Annotated in this window: 12 protein-coding genes and 1 tRNA gene; 10 read left to right on the plus strand and 3 right to left on the minus strand. The window is 70.7% G+C overall.

Annotated elements, in window-relative coordinates; genetic code table 11:
- The first annotated feature begins 117 nt into the window (after window positions 1–117).
- On the plus strand, window positions 118–807 hold the full coding sequence (locus JGS22_RS22100; protein ID WP_211041154.1) for a DegT/DnrJ/EryC1/StrS family aminotransferase: 690 nt from the start codon (window positions 118–120) through the stop codon (window positions 805–807).
- 81 nt (window positions 808–888) lie between these two features.
- Window positions 889–961, plus strand: a tRNA-Thr gene (locus JGS22_RS22105).
- Between the two features lie 58 nt (window positions 962–1,019).
- On the opposite strand, the gene JGS22_RS22110 is transcribed toward JGS22_RS22105, so the two are convergent.
- Window positions 1,020–3,626, minus strand: a complete 2,607-nt coding sequence (locus JGS22_RS22110; RefSeq protein ID WP_211041153.1) for a SpoIIE family protein phosphatase — start codon at window positions 3,624–3,626, stop codon at window positions 1,020–1,022.
- A 506-nt stretch (window positions 3,627–4,132) separates the two neighbouring features.
- Between JGS22_RS22110 and JGS22_RS22115 the strand changes: the two genes are divergently transcribed.
- The 8 genes from JGS22_RS22115 (at window position 4,133) to JGS22_RS22150 (ending at window position 16,483) form a co-directional block, all read left to right on the plus strand.
- Window positions 4,133–8,434, plus strand: a complete 4,302-nt coding sequence (locus tag JGS22_RS22115) for a HAMP domain-containing protein (protein ID WP_236074288.1) — start codon at window positions 4,133–4,135, stop codon at window positions 8,432–8,434.
- A gap of 243 nt (window positions 8,435–8,677) precedes the next feature.
- Complete coding sequence (locus JGS22_RS22120; RefSeq protein ID WP_211041151.1) at window positions 8,678–9,325, plus strand: response regulator; 648 nt, start codon at window positions 8,678–8,680, stop codon at window positions 9,323–9,325.
- A gap of 146 nt (window positions 9,326–9,471) precedes the next feature.
- Entirely contained in the window at window positions 9,472–12,186 is a 2,715-nt protein-coding gene (locus tag JGS22_RS22125; RefSeq protein ID WP_211041150.1) for a DNA translocase FtsK, read from the plus strand.
- Window positions 12,187–12,413: 227 nt separating this feature from the next.
- Window positions 12,414–13,238, plus strand: coding sequence for a helix-turn-helix domain-containing protein (locus JGS22_RS22130; protein WP_211041149.1), 825 nt, complete (start codon window positions 12,414–12,416; stop codon window positions 13,236–13,238).
- Between the two features lie 59 nt (window positions 13,239–13,297).
- Window positions 13,298–14,770 carry a 30S ribosomal protein S12 methylthiotransferase RimO gene (rimO, locus tag JGS22_RS22135; RefSeq protein WP_211041148.1) on the plus strand — a complete coding sequence of 491 codons (1,473 nt, stop codon included), beginning with the start codon at window positions 13,298–13,300 and terminating at the stop codon, window positions 14,768–14,770.
- Entirely contained in the window at window positions 14,767–15,465 is a 699-nt protein-coding gene (gene pgsA / locus JGS22_RS22140) for a CDP-diacylglycerol--glycerol-3-phosphate 3-phosphatidyltransferase (protein ID WP_211041147.1), read from the plus strand. Before rimO ends, pgsA begins: the two co-directional genes overlap by 4 nt.
- Window positions 15,455–16,012 (plus strand): CinA family protein, encoded by a 558-nt coding sequence (locus tag JGS22_RS22145; protein ID WP_211041146.1) that lies wholly within the window; start codon window positions 15,455–15,457, stop codon window positions 16,010–16,012. The genes pgsA and JGS22_RS22145 overlap by 11 nt, the downstream gene beginning before the upstream one ends.
- Before the next feature lie 90 nt (window positions 16,013–16,102).
- Window positions 16,103–16,483 (plus strand): helix-turn-helix domain-containing protein, encoded by a 381-nt coding sequence (locus tag JGS22_RS22150; protein WP_211041145.1) that lies wholly within the window; start codon window positions 16,103–16,105, stop codon window positions 16,481–16,483.
- Window positions 16,484–16,889: 406 nt separating this feature from the next.
- Here the strand turns inward: JGS22_RS22150 and JGS22_RS22155 are convergent, their stop codons facing one another.
- Together JGS22_RS22155 and JGS22_RS22160 are read right to left on the minus strand one after the other, a co-directional pair.
- On the minus strand, window positions 16,890–17,684 hold the full coding sequence (locus JGS22_RS22155) for an Fpg/Nei family DNA glycosylase (protein WP_211041144.1): 795 nt from the start codon (window positions 17,682–17,684) through the stop codon (window positions 16,890–16,892).
- Window positions 17,685–17,719: 35 nt separating this feature from the next.
- Complete coding sequence (locus JGS22_RS22160; protein ID WP_211041143.1) at window positions 17,720–22,342, minus strand: Lhr family ATP-dependent helicase; 4,623 nt, start codon at window positions 22,340–22,342, stop codon at window positions 17,720–17,722.
- Window positions 22,343–22,742: the final 400 nt, after the last annotated feature.

The following is a 22,742-nucleotide window of genomic DNA, read 5'->3' on the forward strand; positions in this document are numbered from 1 at the left end:
GAGTAGGTCGCCGCCGAACAATCATTGAGGGCGGGGTCGTCCGGAGTTCACTCCGGACGACCCCGCCTTTTTGTGTTCTGTCACCGGGAGTTCATGTCTTGCCTCGATGATCCTGGCATGGCGATGACACAGTTGGCAGCGCTCGGACTTCGGCCCGGGGACGAAGTCGTCCTCCCGTCCTACGGCGGCGACCGTGCGGCCCGCGAGGTCCAACTGGCGGGCGCGGTACCGGTGTTCGCGGACATCGACCCGCTGAGCTTCTGCCTCTCACCGAGTTCTGCAGAAGCGGTGATGAGCGAGCGGACAGTGGCGATCGTCGCGATCCACCTGTTCGGCCACCCCGCCGACATGGTGCGGCTGGAGGAACTCGCTCAGCGTCGCGGCGCAGAGTTGGTCGAGGACGGTCGCAGTCTCGGCGAGATCCCGTCCGGCCAGGCGCTCCGCCGTCGTGAACGGGCCTCGTTCCTGGGGAGCCGCCTGCGCGGAGTGCTGCCCCCGCAGACCCGGGCCGGCGCCGAGCACGCCTTCGAGGAGTACGTGGTGCGGGTGCCCGGGAACGGGCGTCCGGACCGGGACGTCTTCCGGCACGCGCTGCGCGCGCGGGGCATCGAGTGCTACGTGCCGATAGTGACCCCTGCGCATCGAGCCCGTGGGCTGCGTACCGCCCAGTGGCTGCAGGAGTCCGAACTGGCGGCCGAGCAGGGGCTGGCGTTGACGCTCGAGGACTCCATGAGCCGACGTCAGCTCTCGCGCATCGCCTCTGCCTGCAACTCGCTCGGTGGTCTTCTGATGGAACCTGCCTGCTGAGGTCAACGGCCGGGGCGAGCCGGGCAGAGTCCGATGTCGCAGGCACCGCTCGGAGTCAGGTATGATCGACTTTGTCGACAGGCCCCAATAGCTCAGTCGGCAGAGCGTCTCCATGGTAAGGAGAAGGTCAACGGTTCGATTCCGTTTTGGGGCTCGCACAGGAAAGGCCCGCCATTGGCGGGCCTTTCTTCGTGTCCGGGGTTCTTGGCGCCTCAGTGCGGTACGCGCATCGCGAGGATTGCCATATCGTCCGACGGGGCGTCGGCGGCGAATCGCTCGACCGCGCGCATGATGCGGGCGGCGACTGCGCCGGCGTTGAGACCGGTGCAGCTGCTCAGGCAGTCGGCGAGTCCGTCGTCCCCCAACATCCGGGTGCCTTCACGGCGTTCGGTCACACCGTCGGTGACGCAGAGCAGGACGTCGCCGGGGTCGAGCGTGAGCACCTGCTCGTACAGCTCCAGATCGTCCATGACGCCCAGCAGCGGCTGGGGTTCGGCGGCGGGCTCGACCGTGCCGTCGGGCCTCAGCCGTAGCGGGAGTGGGTGGCCGGCACAGACCACCTTGAGCAGCGCGCTGCCGTCCTCCTGTGGCCAGAGCTCGCCGTAGAGAAGAGTGAGGAAGCGGCTGCGTGCACCCTCGTCGAGGATCGCCGTGTTCAGACGCTCGAGCACGGCCGGGCCGCCGAAGCCTTCTCTGGCAAGCAGCCGCAGTGCGTGACGGGCGAGGCCGGTGACCGCTGCGGCCTCGGGGCCGGTGCCGCAGACGTCGCCGATCGCGAAGCCGTACGCGCCGTCGCTGATGGGGAAGAGGTCGTAGAAGTCGCCACCGACCTCGTTGCCCTCGCCCGCGGCTCGGTAGATGACCTCCACCTCGACGCCGTCGATCGGAGGCAACTCCGGTGGGAGCAGGCTGCGTTGGAGCGACTGGCTGATGGTGGTGCGCTCGGAGTAGAGCCGTGCGTTGTCCAGGGCGAGCGCGGCTCTGCGGGACAGGTCCTCGGCCAGCTCGAGGATCTCCTGGCGGAACCGCTCGTCGGTCGGCTTGCCGAGGACGAGCATGCCGATGACGCGATTGCGGGCGACCAGGGGCAGTACGACCGTCTCGCCTCCGACTGCCGAGGCTGTGGCCAGGGATGTGCCGGGTGCGGTGAGCGCGGGGTCGTCGAGCAGCAGAGTGCGCAGCGAGGTGCGCAGCGCCGCGGAGTGGGCGGCGTCGCTGGGAGCGGTCCACACGCGGGCGCCGGGGGTGATCAGGGGCTCGGGGGCGTCGACCTTGCCCAGCAGCGCCTTGAGGCCGTCGATGCGGTCCTCGTCCTCGTGCAGCACGTAGCTGAGGTAGGGCTCCGAGGTCTGGTCGGCGACGGTGTAGACCGCGCACCACGAGGCGAGGGTCGGGACGGTCATCTGGGCCATGAGCGCCAGCGTCTGGTCCCGGTCGAGAGTGCCGGCCAGCAGGTCGGAGGCCTCGACGAGGAAGCTGAGCGAGCCGCGCCGCAGCCGCTCCAGCTCGGTGAGCCGGGCGGACTCGACGGCCAGTGCGATGCGGTCGGCGGCGAACTGGAGCCGCAACGCCTCTTCGTTGGTGTACCGGGCGGCGGCCTCCGCGGCGACCCCGAGGGAACCGGTCAGCCGGCCCTCGACCTTGAGCGGCACGGTGACCACAGAACGCATCCCGGTGCCGCTGAGCAGCGGTACGGAGCCGGGAGCGGAGGTGACGTCCTCGTGGACGGAGGGCATTCGCGCACTGCCGTACCGGCCGGTGCCGGCCTCGACGGGGACTCGGGCGAAACGCTGCCGGGCGGACGGCAGACCGGTGCTGGCGCGTACCTCGAGCTCCGTCTCGTCGTCGGTGGCGAGCAGGAGGTACGCGGCGTCGCCGTCGAGCATGTCGCGGGCGCGCTCGACAGTGCGCTGGAGCAGCCCGTCGAGGTCCTCCGGCGGCGGCGAACCGATGAACGCCTCGAAGGGGTCGGTGGTACGGGACTCGCGCTCGCCGTGGCCGCCGTCGTGCGATTTGGAACGTGGGTGCGACTGGAGTACGGCCCGCTCGCTGTCGAGGACGAGCAGACAGACCGTGGACGGTGCTCCGTCCTCGTCGCGCACTCGCAGGTGCGAGGCGTAGACCGGAACCGTACGGCCGCCGGCGTCGCGCAGCCCGTAGGTGCCCTCCCAGCGCGAGAGGACGAGCGCCTCGGCGATGCCGGTGCCGGTGCCGGGGGTGTGCGGCCAGGCGGCGAGGTCGGTGAGGGGCTTGCCGATGACCTGCTCCGCGGAGTAGCCGAAGAGCGACTGGGCGTCGTCGTTCCACGCGGAGACCGCGCCCGCGCCGTCGACCTGCAGTACGGCCACGCGCACTCGGTGGTCGGTGACCGGCAGCTCTTCCTCGGGCAGCTCGGGGCCGGCGAGACGGGTGCCGACCGGCCGGTCCGGCATGTCCAGACGGAACCAGACCCGCTTGTCGGCGGCGGTGTACTCCACGCCCCAGCGGGATGCGAGCGCGGCGCAGAGCAGCAGCCCGCGCCCGCCCTCGCGGTCCGGGTGGCCGGGCTGGTGGCTGCTCTCCTGGAGCGGCAGCTCACGCTCGGGGTGGCGGTCCCGGACCTCGACGCGGATCCCGGTGTCCTCGCGCAGACAGATGACGTCCGCGGCGGTGCCCGCGTGGACAACGGCGTTGGTGACGAGCTCGCTGGTGAGGACCACGGCGTCGTCCACGACGTCCGCCAGCCCCCAGCCGTGGAGGGTGTCCCGGACGAAGCCGCGGGCGGCTGCGACCGAGCGTCCGACCGGCTCGTAGGTGGCGGCGGCCCGGGCCGTGATCACTGAACTCCCCAAGAATCTTGTGCTGCTGCTCTGCGAACCTACCTGTGCGGGGATGGTTGCGGCTCGTCCCCGCTCGGCGCTGTGCTGGTTCACCGCGGCTGCCCCTCCGTTGCCTTTCGTGTCACTCTGCCGTCCGTCATCCTGCCCGTCTTGGCGTGGTCGTCCCGATTTCGGTGCGACCGGTACGGATAGGCAGCAAGCAGCCAGGTTACTTACGTATCCGGGCCCGATGTGGGCCGGAGTGAATGATTCCCCCCGCAGCGGAACCAGATCTCGGTGTGCGATGCTGCCGAACTGTTATCGCCTGGTTCGGCCGCAGTGAAACACTGGGAAGGCTCGAAGAGAGAACCCGGGTGAATTGGTCGACCTGCGGGAGGGACACGGTGGAGTCTGGCGCTGAGACGCGGGCCTCTGGCACGCGTACGAAGAGCGGACGATCCCGGAGGGCGGGAACCGTCGAGGTGGACGCCGCGGCCGTGGACAGGCTGAGAGCGGCTCTGGAGGCGATGCGGGACGGCAACTTCCGCAAACGCCTGACCGTCACCGGTGAAGGACCGATGGCGGAGATCTCCGCGATCTTCAACGAGGTTGCCGACCGCAACATGCACCTCGCGGGCGAACTGAGCCGCGTACGGCGTGTGGTCGGCCGGGACGGCAAGCTCACCGAGCGCCTGGAAGTGGGCGCCGGCGAGGGTGCCTGGGCGACCTCGGTCGAGGCGGCGAACTCGCTCGTCGACGACCTCGTGCGGCCGGTGTCCGAGGTGGGGCAGGTGCTGAACGCGGTCGCCGAGGGCGATCTCGAGCAGCGGATGGACCTCCGGGTCCAGCGGGCCAACGGGACCCAGCCGCTGCGCGGGGAGTTCCTGAAGGTCGGCAAGACGGTCAACGGCCTGGTCGAGCTGCTGTCGGTGTTCACCGACGAGGTGACGCGGGTGGCCAGCGAGGTCGGTACGGAGGGCAAGCTCGGCGGCCAGGCCAAGGTGCGCGGGATGTCGGGGTCCTGGAAGGACCTGACCGACTCCGTCAACACCATGGCCTCCCGGCTGACCGCCCAGGTGCGCGACATCGCGCTGGTGACGACGGCGGTGGCGAAGGGCGATCTGTCGCGCAAGGTCACGGTGCACGTGGCCGGCGAGATGCTGGAGCTGAAGAACACCGTCAACACGATGGTCGATCAGCTCTCCTCGTTCCAGTCCGAGGTGACCAGGGTGGCCCGTGAGGTGGGCACCGAGGGCGAGTTGGGCGGTCAGGCACGGGTCGACGGCGTCGCAGGGGTGTGGCAGGACCTCACCGACTCCGTCAACCTGATGGCCGGCAACCTCACCTCCCAGGTGCGGGAGATCGCCCGGGTCACCACGGCGGTCGCCAGCGGCGACCTGTCCCAGAAAGTCACGGTCAACGCCCGCGGCGAGGTCGCCAAGCTCGCCGGAACGATGAACACGATGACGGAGACCCTGCGTACGTTCGCCGACGAGGTGACCCGTGCGGCGCGTGAGGTCGGTACGGAGGGGATCCTCGGCGGTCAGGCGCAGGTGCCCGGCGCCGCGGGAATCTGGAAGGACCTGACGGACTCGGTCAACACCGCGTTCCGCAACCTCACCGGTCAGGTGCGGGACATCGCCCAGGTGACCACGGCGGTGGCCAACGGTGACCTGTCGCAGAAGGTGACGGTGGATGTCTCCGGCGAGATGCTGGAGCTGAAGAACACCGTGAACACCATGGTCGACCAGCTCTCCTCCTTCGCCGAGCAGGTCACCAGGATGGCCCGGGACGTGGGCACGGAGGGCCGCCTCGGCGGTCAGGCGCGGGTCGACGGAGTGTCGGGCACCTGGAAGGACCTGACGGACTCCGTCAACTTCATGGCGGGCAACCTGACTTCGCAGGTGCGGCAGATCGCGCAGGTCACCACTGCAGTGGCGCGCGGCGATCTCTCGCAGAAGATCGAGGTCGACGCCCGCGGCGAGATCCTGGAGCTGAAGAACACCATCAACACGATGGTGGACCAGCTCTCCGCTTTCGCCGACCAGGTGACCAGGGTGGCCCGCGAGGTGGGCACCGAGGGCCGTCTGGGCGGTCAGGCGCAGGTGCCGGGCGTCGCGGGTGTCTGGCGCGATCTGACGGACTCGGTGAACTTCATGGCGGGCAACCTCACCGCTCAGGTGAGGAACATCTCGCAGGTGGCCACCGCGGTGGCGCGCGGCGATCTCTCGCAGAAGATCGACGTGGACGCCCGGGGCGAGATCCTGGAGCTGAAGACCACGATCAACACGATGGTGGATCAGCTGTCGTCCTTCGCCGAACAGGTGACGCGGGTGGCCCGAGAGGTGGGCACCGAGGGCAAGTTGGGCGGCCAGGCGCGAGTGCGCGACGTGGCCGGCACCTGGAAGGACCTGACGGAGTCCGTGAACGAGATGGCGGGCAACCTCACCCGCCAGATGCGCGCCATCGCCCAGGTCGCCACCGCGGTGACGCGGGGCGACCACGGCGTGCGGATCGACGTGGACGCCTCCGGGGAGATCCTGGAGCTGCAGGGCTACATCAACACGATGATCAGCAACCTGCGCGAGACCACGCTCGCCAACCAGGAGCAGGACTGGCTCAAGGGCAACCTCGCGCGCATCTCCGGGCTGATGCAGGGGAGGCGCGACCTCAAGGACGTCGCCCAGCTGATCATGAGCGAGCTGACCCCCGCAGTCTCTGCCCACCACGGCGCGTTCTTCCTGGCGGTGCCGACCGGAAAGGACAAGGAGACGGTCGCGGTCGGCCAGGGCGCGGACGGCAGTTACATGCTCCAGCTCCTCGGCAGCTACGGCTACGCGCTCGGTGCGATGCCGACGACGTTCGGACCGGGCGAGTCGCTGATCGGCACGGCCGCGGTGGAGAAGCGCACCATCCTGATGGAGAACGCCCCGGCTGGGTATCTCAAGATCACTTCGGGGCTCGGAGAGGCGACGCCGACACATGTCGTCGTGCTGCCGGTCGTCTTCGAGGGCTTCACGCTGGGAGTGATCGAGCTGGCCGCGTTCCAGCCGTTCACCCAGATCCAGAAGGACTTCCTCAGCCAGATCGCCGAGATGATCGCGACCAGCGTCAACACGATCAGCGTCAACACCAAGACCGAGGTCCTGCTGAGCCAGTCGCAGGAGCTGACCGAGCAGCTCCAGGACCGCTCGGCGGAGCTGGAGAACCGGCAGAAGGCGCTCGAGGACTCCAACGCCCAGCTGGAGGAGAAGGCCGCCCAACTCGCCCAGACCAACCGGGACATCGAGATCAAGAACTCCGAGATCGAGGAGGCCCGCCAGGTCCTGGAGGAGCGCGCGGAACAGCTCGCGGTCTCGATGCGCTACAAGTCGGAGTTCCTGGCGAACATGTCGCACGAGCTGCGTACACCGCTCAACTCCCTGCTGATCCTCGCCAAGCTCCTCGCGGACAACGCCGACGGCAACCTCTCGCCCAAGCAGGTGGAGTTCTCGGAGACGATCCACGGAGCGGGCTCGGACCTGTTGCAGCTGATCAACGACATTCTGGACCTGTCCAAGGTCGAGGCGGGAAAGATGGACGTGAGTCCGACCCGTATCGCGCTGGTGCAGCTCGTCGACTACGTGGAGGCGACCTTCCGTCCGCTGACGGCGGAGAAGAACCTCGACTTCTCGGTGCGGGTCTCGCCCGAGCTGCCCCCGACTCTGCACACCGACGAGCAGCGGCTGCTGCAGGTGTTGCGCAACCTGCTCTCCAACGCGGTGAAGTTCACCGACGGGGGCGCGGTGGAGCTGGTGATCCGCTCGGCCCGGGCGGACGTACCGGTGTCGATCAGGGAGTTCATGCTGGAGCACGGCTCCCTCCAGGACGCGGACGCGGAGCTGATCGCCTTCTCGGTCACCGACACCGGTATCGGTATCGCGCAGAGCAAGATGCGGGTGATCTTCGAGGCCTTCAAGCAGGCGGACGGTACGACGAGCCGGAAGTACGGCGGTACGGGGCTCGGGCTGTCGATCAGCCGGGAGATCGCGCGTCTGCTGGGCGGTGAGATCTACGCGGCCAGCGAGCCGGGGCGGGGCTCCACCTTCACGCTCTATCTGCCGCTGTTCCCCACGGAGTTGCCGCCGCACGGCTATGCACAGCTGGGTGGCGCGCAGGCGCTGCCGTCGGCCGCGCGGGAGGGCGTCCAGGAGCCGCGGGAGCCTGCGGCGGTCGAGGAGGCGCCCGGGCTGCCGGCGCTGCCGGCGGGTGTACCCGACGCCGAGCAGGCCGCCAACACCCTGGCGGAGCGCAGCCGTCGCCGTGCGGCGGCGGGCGGCAGGCGTGCCGTCGAGGACGGTGCGCAGGGGCAGAGCCCGGAGGCTTCGGCGGACGGCGCGGATCCCGAGAGCGGTGAGTCCGGCGGGGTCGGTGAGCAGGAGCGGTTCGGGCCGGCCGAGTTCGCGCAGCGGTTCCGCGGCAGCAAGGTGCTGATCGTCGACGACGACATCCGCAACGTCTTCGCACTCACCAGCGTGCTGGAGCAGAGCGGTCTCCAGGTGCTCTACGCGGAGAACGGCCGGGAGGGCATCGAGGTGCTGGAACAGCACGACGACGCCGCGCTCGTGCTGATGGACATCATGATGCCGGAGATGGACGGCTACGCGACGATGACGGCGATCCGCAGGATGCCGCAGTTCGCGGGGCTGCCGATCATCGCGCTGACCGCGAAGGCGATGAAGGGGGACCGGGAGAAGAGCATCGAGGCGGGTGCGTCGGACTACGTCACCAAGCCGGTCGACACCGATCATCTTCTGACTGTGATGGACCAGTGGATGGGGGAGAAGTGACGCCCGATACCCTTCCGGGGGACCACTGCTGACAGACTGTGGTCGTTTGGGGGTGGAAGTGCGTTATTCCAGGAACCTTCTGGTCTTCCGAAGCGTTCCCGGTACGTGCACGGTGACATCTCGGTGACAGGGTGTGGTGGGCCGCTCGGTGCGGCTACCATGACCGGCACAAGAACGGGCGGCGCAGAAGAGTCGTTCCAAGGGGTGGCGTCCCAGGCGCTGCCGGGGCGAGGAGGACGGGTCATGGTGCAGAAGGCCAAGATCCTCCTGGTCGATGACCGGCCGGAAAATCTGCTGGCGCTGGAGGCAATTCTCTCCGCGCTCGATCAGACGCTGGTGCGGGCATCGTCCGGGGAGGAAGCGCTCAAGGCACTTCTGACGGACGATTTCGCGGTGATTCTGCTCGATGTGCAGATGCCGGGTATGGATGGATTCGAGACAGCCGCACACATCAAACGCCGGGAGCGGACCCGGGACATCCCCATCATCTTCCTGACCGCTATCAACCACGGGCCGCACCACACTTTCCGCGGCTACGCGGCCGGCGCCGTGGACTACATCTCCAAGCCCTTCGACCCGTGGGTGCTGCGGGCGAAGGTGTCGGTCTTCGTCGACCTCTACATGAAGAACGTCCAGCTCCGGGAGCAGGCTTCACTGCTGCGCGCGCAGCTCGACGGCGGCCAGGCGGCCTCGTCCGAGGATCGGGAGGCAGTGGGGCTCGTCGCCGAGCTCTCCGCCCGCCTCGCCGCGGTCGAGGAGCAGGCCGAGGCACTCTCCAAGCAGCTCGCCGACAGCTCCGACGGGGCGGCGGTCGCCACGGCCTCCCACCTGGAGCGCAAGCTCACCGGGCTGCGCAGGGCACTTGACGCCCTGGAGCCCGGCACGCAGTAGCAGCCGGTCAGGCGCAGCGTCGGCTGCCTTCCATGCGGTCGAGGACCGTTCGCAGGTGCAGAGAAGGAGGCTGACGAGCCGTCAGCCTCCTTGCTCCGCCCAATCCCTCCGCGCCCCCGCTCACGGACGGCGGTAACCTCTCCGTCATGGCCTCACGTACGTCCGGCAAGAAGGCGCCCGCGAAGAAAGCAGCGGCCGGGAAGTCTCCGGCGAAGAAGGCCTCCCCCCGCAAGGCGCCCGCCAAGAAGGCGGCACCGACCCCTCCGCCGGGCAACGGCCTCTACCGGCTGCTGCGCGCGATCTGGCTCGGCGTCGCGCACGCGGTCGGGTCGGTGTTCCGCGGAATAGGGGCCGGGGCCAAGGGACTTGACCAGGCCCACCGCAAGGACGGGCTCGCGCTGCTGCTGCTCGGCCTCGGCCTGGTGGTGGCAGCCGGAACCTGGTCGAATCTGCGCGGGCCGGTCGGAGATCTGATCACGATGCTGATCACCGGCGCGTTCGGGCGACTCGACCTGCTGGTGCCGATCCTGCTGGGCGTCATGGCGGTGCGCTTCATAAGGCATCCGGAGAAGCCGGAGGCCAACGGCCGGATCGTCGTGGGGCTCTCCGCGCTGGTGCTCGGTGTGCTCGGGCTGGTGCACATGGCCTGCGGTGCGCCTGGGCGCTCCGACGGCCACGACGCGATGCAGGATGCGGGCGGCCTGATCGGCTGGGCCTCCTCGAAGCCGCTCATCTTCACCGTCAGCGAGGCGCTGGCCGTGCCTCTGCTGGCGCTGCTCTCGCTCTTCGGTGTGCTGGTGGTCACCGCAACACCGGTGAACCGGATTCCCGAGCGGTTGCGTCAACTCGGCGTGCGCCTGGGCCTGGTGGACGCGGACGAAGCCGATGAGGACGACGCCGACGACGAGCGCACGGACGAGGACGAGCAGCGCCGCCCGCCCCGTTCCCGCCGGGCGAACCTCCGCAAGGACGTCGACCCGATCCACGCCGAGAAGGAGGCACTGGACAACCGCCGCTCCCGTCGTACGCGACGCCGCGAGGACAGCCGGTCGGTCAACGACTCCGGCCCCGACAGCTCGTTGGACGCCGTCGACATCGCTGCGGCGGCTGCGGCCGATCTCGACGGCGCGGTGCTCCACGGCATTCAGCCGTCCTCGCTGATCGCCGACCTCAGCAGCTCGGCGTCGGGCAACCAGTCCGCGCGCGCCAGGATGGCCAAGCTCGCCGAGTCGCAGCAGGACGAGCTGCTCGCCGAGGACGGCGCCGCTCGGACCGCCGGGAAGGACGCCGCGAAGGGCCTGGACAAGGGCGTCGTACCCGATCTGACGAAGCCCGCGGGCTCCGAGCCCAACTCGCTGCCGCCCCGTGCCGAGCAGCTCCAGCTCGCCGGTGACATCACCTACTCCCTGCCCTCGCTCGATCTGCTCGAACGAGGCGGGCCCGGCCGTACCCGCAGCGCCGCGAACGACGCCGTCGTCGACTCGCTCTCCACGGTGTTCACCGAGTTCAAGGTGGACGCCTCGGTCACCGGCTTCACCCGCGGCCCGACGGTCACGCGGTACGAGGTGGAGCTCGGCCCCGCGGTGAAGGTCGAGAAGATCACCGCACTGACCAAGAACATCGCGTACGCCGTCGCCAGCCCCGATGTGCGGATCATCTCGCCGATCCCCGGCAAGTCGGCCGTGGGGATCGAGATCCCCAACAGCGACCGGGAGATGGTCAATGTCGGGGACGTCCTGCGCTCGTCGCAGGCGACGGGCGACGAGCACCCGATGCTGGTGGCACTGGGCAAGGACGTCGAGGGCGGCTACGTGTCGGCGAATCTCGCCAAGATGCCGCACATCCTCGTCGCCGGTGCCACCGGGTCCGGAAAGTCCTCCTGCATCAACGGGCTGATCACCTCGATCATGGCGCGGGCCAGCCCCGAGGACGTACGGATGGTGCTGGTCGACCCCAAGCGGGTGGAGCTCACGGCCTACGAGGGCATCCCGCATCTGATCACCCCGATCATCACCAACCCCAAGAAGGCCGCCGAGGCGCTGCAGTGGGTGGTGCGGGAGATGGACCTGCGCTATGACGACCTCGCGGCGTTCGGGTACCGCCACATCGACGACTTCAACGCCGCAGTGCGCAGCGGCAAGTTGACCACCCCGCCCGGCAGCGAGCGGGAGCTGTCGGCGTACCCCTACCTGCTGGTGATCGTCGACGAGCTGGCGGACCTCATGATGGTGGCGCCCAGGGACGTCGAGGACGCCATCGTGCGCATCACCCAGCTGGCGCGGGCGGCCGGTATCCACCTGGTGCTCGCGACGCAGCGGCCCTCGGTGGACGTCGTCACCGGACTCATCAAGGCGAACGTCCCCTCGCGTCTCGCGTTCGCGACCTCCTCGCTCGCGGACAGCCGCGTCATCCTCGACCAGCCCGGCGCGGAGAAGCTGATCGGCAAGGGCGACGGCCTGTTCCTGCCGATGGGCGCGAGCAAGCCGACGCGTATGCAGGGCGCCTATGTCACCGAGGACGAGATCGGCCGGGTCGTCCAGCACTGCAAGGAGCAGATGGCGCCGATCTTCCGGGACGACGTGACGGTCGGCCAGAGCAGGAAGAAGGAGATCGACGAGGAGATCGGCGACGACCTCGACCTGCTCTGCCAGGCGGCGGAGCTGGTGGTCTCCACCCAGTTCGGATCGACCTCGATGCTCCAGCGCAAGCTGCGGGTGGGCTTCGCGAAGGCGGGCCGGCTGATGGACCTGATGGAGAGCCGGGACATCGTCGGCCCCAGCGAGGGTTCCAAGGCCCGTGACGTGCTGATCAACGCGGACGGGCTGGACGAGGTGCTGGCCCGGATCCGCGGCGAGGCGTGAGCGCCGTACGTGGCCCAGTCGTAATAAACGTCAAGACAACCTTTCCGGTGAGGCATACGTCACGCTAGTTGGGACAGGTGTAGGAGAACGCTCCTTCACACCCCGAGCCACGGGAGTCCCGCGACTCCCGATGGCGGACAAACATTCACCGCCCGCTTGCCCGAAACTTTCGCACCGCCCATAGACTGAACTTCCAGCAGGTGGCTACACGCTCGAAAGGCTCTCCCGTGTCCATCGGCAACTCCTCCGCAGAGGACCGGCCTTCGGTCGGTCGAGCTCTCAAGAAGGCCCGTGTCGACGCCGGCCTGAGCGTTGACGAGGTCAGCGCGACGACCCGCGTCCGGGCGCCGATCGTGTACGCCATCGAGGAGGACGACTACTCGCGCTGCGGTGGCGACGTCTACGCCAGAGGCCATGTCCGTTCGCTCGCCCGCGCCGCGGGTCTGGGCACCGAGACCGCCGACGAGCTCGTCGCGCAGTACGACGCCGAGCACGGCGGACGCCCCGAACCGACCTCCGCCGCCCCGCTGTTCGACGCCGAGCGGGTCAAGCCGGAGTCCCGCCGCCCCAACTGGACGGCCGCGATGGTGGCCGCAATAGTCGCCGTGGTGGGCTTTGTCGGCTTCACTCTTTTCAGTGGTGGTGAGGAGGGCGGCAAGAGCGCGTCGCCCCAGGCGTCCCCGAGCATCACCGGCAACTCCGGCGGTACCACCAAGGGGCCGGACCCGAGTGAGCCCGCCGAGGAGACCGCGCCCGACCCGACCGAGAGCCCGATCGCCGCGGCCCCCGAGGACCGGGTGACCGTCAAGGTCGTCGCGACAGAGGGCAGCAGCTGGGTCTCGGTCGAGGACCGTACGGGTCGCAGGCTGCACGAGGGCCTGCTGGAGGACGGCCAGTCGGAGACCTTCATGGACAAGGACCAGATCTCGCTTGTCCTCGGCAACGGCGGCGCGATAGAGCTCTTCGTCAACGGCAAGAAGGTCGAGCGCACCACCGGCCCCGGCCAGGTCGAGCGGCTCACCTACACCAAGGGAGACCCGGAGCAGGGCTGATCACAGCCGTCCACCGGGTGCGGGAGAGTGTGCCGGGCGGGACGAAGTAGGCTGAGCCCATGCCCGAACGCCGTACCGTCGCCCTTGTCACTCTTGGCTGTGCTCGCAACGAGGTGGACTCGGAGGAGCTCGCAGGCCGCTTGGCAGCGGACGGCTGGGATCTCGTCGAGGAAGCCGCCGAAGCGGATGTCGCAGTCGTCAACACCTGCGGTTTCGTGGAGGCCGCCAAGAAGGACTCCGTTGATGCCCTCCTGGAGGCCAACGACCTGAAGGACAGCGGCCGTACGCAGGCCGTGGTCGCCGTCGGCTGCATGGCCGAGCGGTACGGCAAGGACCTCGCCCAGGCGCTGCCCGAAGCCGACGGAGTGCTCGGCTTCGACGACTACGCACAGATCTCCGACCGACTGCAGACCATCCTTTCGGGTGGCGTCCACGCCTCCCACACTCCGCGCGACCGGCGCAAACTGCTGCCGATCAGCCCGGCCGAGCGGCAGGGCAGCTCCGTCGCACTGCCGGGCCACGGGGACTCGGCGCCGGAGGACCTCCCCGAAGGCGTGGCGCCCGCCTCCGGCCCCCGCGCGCCGCTGCGCGTCCGGCTCGGCCGCAGCCCGGTGGCCTCCGTCAAGCTGGCCTCCGGCTGTGACCGGCGCTGCTCGTTCTGTGCCATCCCCTCCTTCCGCGGCTCCTTCATCTCCCGTCGGCCCTCCGATGTGCTGGGCGAGACACGGTGGTTGGCCGAGCAGGGCGTGAAGGAGGTCATGCTCGTCTCGGAGAACAACACCTCCTACGGCAAGGACCTCGGTGACATCCGGCTGCTGGAGTCCCTGCTGCCGGAGCTGGCGGCGGTCGACGGCATCGAACGCGTCCGGGTGAGCTACCTCCAGCCCGCCGAGATGCGGCCCGGGCTGATCGAGGTCCTCACCGGCACGGACAAGGTCGTCCCCTACTTCGACCTCTCCTTCCAGCACTCCGCACCGAAGGTGCTGCGCGCCATGCGCCGCTTCGGTGACACCGACCGCTTCCTGGAGCTGCTGGAGGCGATCCGCAGCAAGGCACCGCAGGCCGGCGTCCGGTCGAACTTCATCGTCGGCTTCCCCGGCGAGAGCGAGGACGACGTCGCCGAGCTGGAACGGTTCCTCGCAGCCGCGCGCCTGGACGCCATCGGGGTCTTCGGCTACTCCGACGAGGAAGGCACCGAGGCGCTCGGATACGAGGACAAGCACGACGAGGACACCGTCGCCGAGCGGCTCGCCCGGGTCAGCGCCCTGGCCGAGGAGCTCACCGCGCAGCGGGCCGAGGAGCGTCTGGGCGAGACACTGTCGGTCCTGGTGGAGTCGGTGGACGGCGAGGACGGAGTGCTCGGCCGCGCACTGCACCAGGCGCCGGAGACCGACGGGCAGGTGCGACTGCTGGGCGACTGGGCGGAAGGCTCCGAGCCGCAGCCGGGGCAGCTGGTGCTCGCCAAGGCGGTGGCCAGCGAGGGCGTCGACCTGGTTGCCGAGCGGTTGCCGGGCGGGGAGGCGTCCCTATGACCGGTGTTCCGGCTTCGGCCGCGGGAGGCGGGTCCGTGGCGCGTGCCACGAAGGCCGCCCCGCGGCAGGTCAGCCTGTGGAACATCGCCAACATTCTGACCATGATCCGGCTGGGTCTGGTGCCCGCCTTCGTGGCACTGATGCTCGTCGCCGGAGGTCACGATCCGGCCTGGCGCTCACTGGCGTGGGCGGCGTTCACCATCGCGATGATCACCGATCTCTTCGACGGCGAGCTGGCCCGGCGCTACAACCTCGTCACCGACTTCGGGAAGATCGCGGATCCGATCGCGGACAAGGCGATCATGGGCGCCGCCCTGATCTGCCTCTCGTCCCTCGGCGACCTCTCCTGGTGGGTGACGGGTGTCATCGTCGCCAGGGAGCTGGGCATCACGCTGATGCGGTTCTGGGTCATCCGGCACGGCGTCATCCCGGCAAGCAGAGGCGGGAAGATGAAGACGCTGGCCCAGGGGGTCGGCGTCGGCATGTACATCCTGGCGCTCACCGGGCCGCTGGCCACGCTGCGCTGGTGGGTGATGGCAGTCGCTGTCGTGCTGACGGTGCTGACCGCCGCGGACTACGTTCGGCAGGCGGTTGTGCTGCGCCGAGCCGGCCTCGCGGCGGCGTCCGGCGGGCCGGTTGCCGCGGTGCGGCCCGAGCCGGCAGAACTGCCGGAGGAGGAGCCGCGTGAGCGGTGAGGCCGCGGCACGGGCGCTCGGCCTGCTGACCGACGCGGGCCAACGCCTTGCGGTGGCCGAGTCGCTGACCGGCGGGCTGGTGTCCGCCGCGCTCACCGACGTACCGGGCGCCTCCCGTGCGTTCCGGGGCGGAGTGACGGCCTACGCGACGGACCTCAAGGGCGGACTGCTCGGCGTGGACGGGGAGCTGCTGGCGTCCGGCGGCGCGGTGCAGCCGGAGGTCGCCCGGCAGATGGCGTCCGGCGCCCGTCGCCTGCTGAACGCCGAGTGGGGGCTCGCGACCACCGGAGTCGCGGGGCCGGAACCGCAGGACGGTGCGCCGGTGGGCACGGTCTTCGTCGCGGTCGCCGGACCTATGTCCGCAGAGCCGGCCGTCGAGGGACTGATGCTGCAGGGGGAGCGCGGCGAGATCCGGAACAAAAGCGTACACGCGGCGCTTGAACTGCTGTGCGCACGGATCGCGGAGCACCGCGAGGAGCCCGCGGGCCGACGCGGTACGAACCATACGGAGCAAAATGGGGGACCTGATGTTTACAGCCCAGAGTGAACACGAGATAGCGCCCCGCGCTACCACGGTTGTAGACGGTACGGTGGGGCATGAAGGATTCAGGAACGCGGTCCGAGGAGGGAGCCACCGATGATTCTGCTTCGTCGCCTGCTTGGTGACGTGCTGCGTCGGCAGCGCCAGCGTCAGGGCCGTACCCTGCGCGAAGTCTCCGCATCCGCGCGCGTCTCTCTCGGCTATCTCTCCGAGGTCGAGCGGGGGCAGAAGGAGGCTTCCTCCGAGCTGCTTTCGTCGATCTGCGACGCGCTGGACATCCGAATGTCCGAGCTGATGCGGGAGGTCAGCGATGAGCTGGCACTCGCCGAGCTGGCACAGTCCGCGACACAAGATGCGGTGCCTGCGCCGATGCGACCCATGCTCAACCCTGTATCCGTGACCTCGGTCACGAGCCGCCCGGGGGAGCGGGTGACGATCAAGCGGCCTGCCGAAGCCGTGGACGTCGTCGCTGCCTGACGCGTCACCACAAGCCTTCAGAGGCGCCGGGAGGATCTCTCCCGGCGCCTCTGCTGGTGCCGGGGCCCGGTGTCAGGGGCCGCCATCCTCGGGCTCGTGCGCAACCCCTGCCCGAGCGAAGGTCCCGCTGTGCTGGCGCGCTCGCGGGACCGGGCCCCCTCGGTGAGCATGGACGCCATGTGCATATCCAGGATGTGCCGTATCCCCCTCGCTGTCTGCTGCGTGCTCGCCGGCGCGCTCGCGCTGTGGCGGCTGACCACCGCGCCCGACACGGCCGGCGCCTGGGAGGCGGCGGTGCTCGTCGGCAGCTGGGGGCTCGGGCTGATACCCGTGCAGGCGGTGCCCTACGAACGCCGTATGACGTGGGAGCGCATGCAGCACGGCTGGTGGGCAGAGCCGCCTCGGACTATCGGCCGCCGTGCTGGCAGCGGGGGCACCAGTAGACAGGGCGGAGCCGGTCGGGCGGCCCGACTTCGGCGCGGCGGATCGGTGCTCCGCAGCGCAGACAGGGCGCCGATCGGTGCCCGTACACCCACAGCGCTCGGCCGGCGGCACGGCGCTCGCCGGTGGTGGCACGGCGCAGCCGGTCGCGGTTGACGACAAGCAGCCGGTGGGCGAGCCGCAGGAGTCGGTCCGGGTCCGGGACGGCCGAGACGGGAGCCCAGGGGAGCAGCCGCACCAGGAAGCAGAGCTCGGAGCGGTAGACGTTCCCGACGCCCGCCAGATTGCGCTGGTCGAGCAGCGCCTCGCCGAGGGGGCGGGAGGGCTCGGCGGTCAGCCGGCGCCACGCCTCGCCGGGGTCCCAGTCCGCGCCGAGCAGATCGGGGCCGAGATGGCCGACGGCCGACTCCTCCTCGCGGGTGCGCAGCAGCTCCAGAACGGGAAGACGGTAGCCGATCGCCTGCTGCTCGGTACCGACGAGGACGGCCCGCACCTGGTGCGCGGGCCCGCCGTCCCAGCGCGAACCCACCGGGCGGCAGCGCCAACTGCCCTCCATACCCAGGTGGGTGTGGAGTGTCAGACCGCCGGAGAGCCGGGTGAGCAGGTGCTTGCCGCGCGGGAGCGTCTCCAGCACCTCCCGCCCCGCCAGGTCCACGGTGGCGAGCCGCGGCACCCGCAGATCCGCCGAGACCAGCTCGGCCCCCGCCAGCGCGTCGTTCAGCTGCCGGGCCGTACGCCAGACCGTGTCTCCCTCGGGCACGCCGCTTCCCTTCCTCTCGCTCCGCGGTCCACCTCTCAGGGGCGCAGCCGCAGCCCTCGCGGGGTGGCGTGGAAGCCGGCCGTCTCCAGCTGCTGTCCGAGCGGTGAGGTCAGAGCCGGCGAGCCGTTCGCCCGCTCCACTGTGAGCGGGCCCACCCGGCCGTGGCGCACCGCGTCGACGAGGACCTCCACCGCCTGCGGCAGCAGCGGCGGCGACCAGGAGAGCAGGGTCTTGCCGCCGCGCTCCAGATAGAGAACGAGCTCGCCGTCGACCAGGACCACCAGGGAACCCGCCTTGCGGCCCGGCTTGTGCCCGCAGCCCTCCGGCGGATCCGGCCAGGGCAGCGCGGCGCCGTACACCTGGGCGGGGTCGGCGGCGGCGAGCAGCACCGCCTCCGGCGACTCGGCGCGCTCGCGCGCGGTGTGCGCCGCACGCAGCCGGTCCACCGCCCCGGCCATCGCGAACTGGGCGGCTCCCAGGCCCTCCACGACGTAACCGCGCCGGGTCTGGCCGCTTTCCTCGAACGCCGCCAGCACGCGGTACACCGCGGCGAAACCGCCGGCCACGCCCTCGGACGCCACCGCGCCGCGGGTGACCACACCGTGCCTGTCCAGCAGGGTGTGGGCCAGCGCGTGTGCGCGCACCGTCGGGTCCCGCTCCCGGTCGGGGAGCAGCGACCAGCGCCCCGCGACGGTCGGCGGGCCGACCCGCGAGGCGGTACGCGGCAGTGAGCCGTAGCGGCCTCGAGGTGCCCGGCGGCGGGCGCGATGCGCCGTGGAACCGGCGGTACGGCCGGAGCCCAACAGATTCCGCAGCGGCGCCAGGGTGTCGTTGGTGAGCCGGCCCGACCAGGCAAGATCCCAGACCGCATCCGCCAGTTGGGACTCGCCGAGGTCCGGGTCGATGGCCCGGGCGCGCTCCAGCAACTGCCGGAAGAACAGCCCGAAACCGCCGGAGAGCGCCTCCAGCACGCAACGGTGCGCGGCCGAAAGCTCGAGCGGCAGCGGCTCGGGCAGGAGCAGCGGTGCCACCTCGGCCGGGTAGAGAGCGATCCAGCCGTCCTTGCCGGGCAGCGCCCCCGCCCCGGCCCAGACGACCTCGCCGGAAGCGGTCAGCTCGTCGAGCAGGGTCGTGTCGTACCCCCGCACCCGCGCCGGCAGCACCAGGCGCTCCAGAGCGGAGGCCGGAACTGCCGCGCCCTGCAGTTGCTCCACCACCCTGGACAGTCCGTCGAGGCCCGAGAGCCCGGTGCCGTCCAGGTGCTGCCAGCGGGGGACGAACGCCGCGAGCGCCGGTGCGGGGACCGGCTCCAGCTCCTGCCGCAGCGCAGCCAGAGAACGACGGCGCAAGCGGCGCAGCACCGTCGACTCGCACCACTCCTGGCCGCCGCCCGCTCTGGCCGGATGGAACTCGCCCTGCACCAGACGGCCTTCGGCAGCCAGCCGGTGCAGCGCGCCGTCGGCCACCGCGACGCCGAGACCGAAACGGGAGGCGGCCTGCTCCGTGGTGAACGGGCCGTGGGTGCGCGCGAACCGGCCCAGCAGATCACCGAGCGGGTCCCCGACCGGCTCGGTGAAGGCCTCCGGAACGCCTACCGGCAGCGCCACCCCGAGCGCGTCCCGCAGCCTTCCCGAATCCTCGATCGCTGCCCACCGCTCGTCGCCGGCGATGCGCACCCGCACCGCGCGCCGTGAACGCTCCAGCCGCTCGGCCCACTCCGGTGAGGCGCCCCGCTCGGTCAACTCCTCGACAGCGAGAGGGCCGAGAACCCGCAGCGCGTCCGCGACCGCCTCCTCGTCACCGATCCGGCGCTCCGAGGTACGCCACTGAAGCTCGCGCTCGAGGTCTGCGACGACGTCGGCGTCCAGCAGATCGCGCAGCTCCGCGCGGCCCAGCAGCTCGGCGAGCAGCCCCGAATCCAGCGACAGGGCAGCGGCCCGGCGCTCGGCGAGCGGCGAGTCGCCCTCGTAGAGGAACTGCGCGACGTAGCCGAACAGCAGGGAGCGGGCGAACGGTGACGGGTCCTGCGTCGTGACCTCCACCAGCCGCACCCGGCGGGACTCGATGTCCCCCATCAGCTCGGTGAGGCCGGGCACGTCGAAGACGTCCTGGAGGCACTCGCGCACCGCCTCCAGCACGATCGGAAACGACCCGAACTCGGAGGCGACCTGGAGCAGTTGGGAAGCGCGCTGGCGCTGCTGCCACAGCGGGGTGCGTCTGCCCGGACTGCGGCGCGGCAGCAGCAGCGCCCGGGCGGCGCACTCACGAAACCGAGCGGCGAACAGGGCCGAGCCGCCGACCTGTTCGGTCACCAGCCCGTCCACCTCGCCGGCCTCGAAGAGCACATCCGCGGCGGCCACCGGCGGCTTGCCGTCCTGCGGGACGGCGAGGGCCGCCCGGCCGAGGTCCTGCGCGCGCTCCGGGTCGAGGTCGGCGTCGAGGTCGTACTCGAGCAGATCGGCGTCCGGAAGGCGCAGCACGATGCCGTCGTCCGCGTGCATGACCTGGGCGTCCAGCCCGTATCTCTCGGTCAGCCGGGCTGCCACCGCAAGCGCCCAGGGCGCGTGCACCTGCGCGCCGAACGGTGAGTGCACCACCACCCGCCAGTCGCCCAGCTCGTCCCGGAAGCGCTCGACGACGATGGTGCGGTCGTCGGGCAGATGGCCGCACGCCTCGCGCTGCTCGGCCAGGTACTCCAGCAGGTTGCGCACGGCCGAGGTGTCGAGACCGGCCGCGGCCAGCCGCTCCTCGGCCGCCTCCCGGGGGAGCGCGCCGACCTCCCGCACGAAGGCGCCGAGGGCCCGGCCGAGCTCCAGCGGACGCCCCAGCTGGTCGCCCTTCCAGAACGGGAGCCGGCCCGGGACCCCGGGCGCCGGGGTGACCAGCACTCGGTCGCGGGTGATGTCCTCGATGCGCCACGAGGTCGTGCCGAGAGTGAAGACATCACCGACTCGGGACTCGTAGACCATCTCCTCGTCCAGCTCTCCGACCCGGCTTCCTCCCCGGCGCGGGTCGGAGCCGGCGAGGAAGACGCCGAAGAGACCTCGGTCGGGAATCGTCCCGCCGGAGGTGACCGCCAGCCGCTGCGCCCCCGGTCGACCCGTGACGGTCCCCGCCACCCGGTCCCACACCAGACGCGGTCTCAACTCGGCGAAAGCGTCGGAGGGATAGCGGCCCGCGAGCATGTCCAGCACCGAGTGGTACGCGGACTCGGGCAACGCGGCGAACGGCGCGGCACGGCGGACCAGGCGCAGCAGCTCCTCCACGTCCCGGCTCTCCACCGAGGTGATCGCCACGAGCTGCTGTGCCAGTACGTCCAGCGGGTTGGCGGGCACCCGCAGCGCCTCGATCGCGCCTTCGCGCATCCGCTCCGTCACCACCGCGGACTGCAGCAGATCCCCGCGGTACTTGGGGAAGACCACACCGCTGGAGACCGCGCCAACCTGGTGCCCGGCGCGCCCGACCCGCTGCAGCCCGGAAGCGACGGCGGGCGGCGACTCGACCTGGATCACCAGGTCGACCGCTCCCATGTCGATGCCCAGCTCCAGGCTGGAGGTGGCGACCACCGAGGGCAGCCGACCGGCCTTCAACTCCTCCTCCACCTCGGCACGCTGCTCCTTGGAGACCGAACCGTGGTGGGCGCGGGCCAGCACGGGCACGGCGCCGAGCGCGCCGCCGGAACCGCCCATCAGCTCCGCGGGGGAGTGCGCCTCGGGCAGTGGCTCACCGGTGGCGCGCTCGTAGGCGATCTCGTTCAACCGGTTGCACAGGCGCTCGGCCAGGCGACGGGAGTTGACGAAGACGATGGTCGAGCTGTGCTCCTGGACCAGGTCCGCGATCCGCTCCTCCACCGAGGGCCAGATCGAGGGCTTCTCGGCGGCACCGCCCTGCTCCTGCACGGGCGAGCCGCCGAGCTCCCCCATGTCCTCGACCGGGACCTCCACCCGCAGATCGAAGCGCTTCGTCGACGGGGGCTGCACGATCTTCGCCGACCGCTGAGGAGAGAGGAACCGCGCCACCTCCTCCACCGGGCGCACCGTCGCCGACAGCCCGATGCGGCGGGCGGGCCGGTCCAGCAGCTCGTCCAACCGCTCCAGAGACAGGGCGAGATGGGCGCCGCGCTTGGTGCCCGCGACGGCGTGCACCTCGTCCAGGATGACCGTCTCCACGCCTCGCAACGCTTCCCGGGCGGCGGAGGTGAGCATGAGGAAGAGCGATTCGGGCGTGGTGATGAGGATGTCCGGCGGGCGGCGCGCGATGGCGCGCCGCTCGACGGCCGGGGTGTCCCCCGAACGGATTCCGACCCGCACCTCCGGCTCGGGGAGGCCGAGCCGTATCGACTCCTGGCGGATACCGGTCAGCGGGCTGCGCAGATTGCGCTCGACGTCGACGGCGAGGGCCTTGAGCGGCGAGACGTACAGCACCCGGCATCGCCGAAGGGCGTCCGCCGGCGGCGGAGCGGACGCCAGACGGTCCAGCGAGGCGAGGAACGCGGCCAGAGTCTTGCCCGAACCCGTCGGTGCGACCACCAGCGCGTCCGCGTCCTCGGCCAGCGCCTGCCAGGCGCCCTCCTGGGCGGCGGTGGGCGCGCTGAAGGCCGCCGTGAACCAGGCGCGGGTGGCGGGCGAGAAGGCGTCGAGAGCCGCTGCGTGACTCATGCCTACATGGTGCACCGGACCACTGACATCGACCGTCGGCTTCGGCCCCGGCGGGCGTGGGGCGGCGGCCTGCCGGCGGTGCGGCACGGGCTGGCGCGCCGACCCTCGAGGGGCGCCCGTACCCCCCGATCGGCGGCGACTGGGCGCTTCGCTGTGCAGGGGGGGGCGAGGTCTGCGGGGCGGTCCCTGTCTCGCAGTCCGGGCGCAAGGCGCGAGAGCCGGGAGCCCTGGCGACAATGGCCGGGTGGGACAGGACTTCGGCGGACCTCCGAGCGCTCGGTGCGGTGCGACGGCGCCCATCGACCGCGGGATCGACCGTACGCCGGCCTCCGGGCAGGCGCCGCGCACCGGCGCCGGGTACCGGAGGCCGGCGGTGCGGCCCGACGACGTGGCCGGCGCG

Origin of the sequence: Streptomyces tardus (assembly GCF_018101125.2) — a bacterium.
Taxonomy (GTDB): Bacteria; Actinomycetota; Actinomycetes; order Streptomycetales; family Streptomycetaceae; genus Streptomyces; species Streptomyces tardus.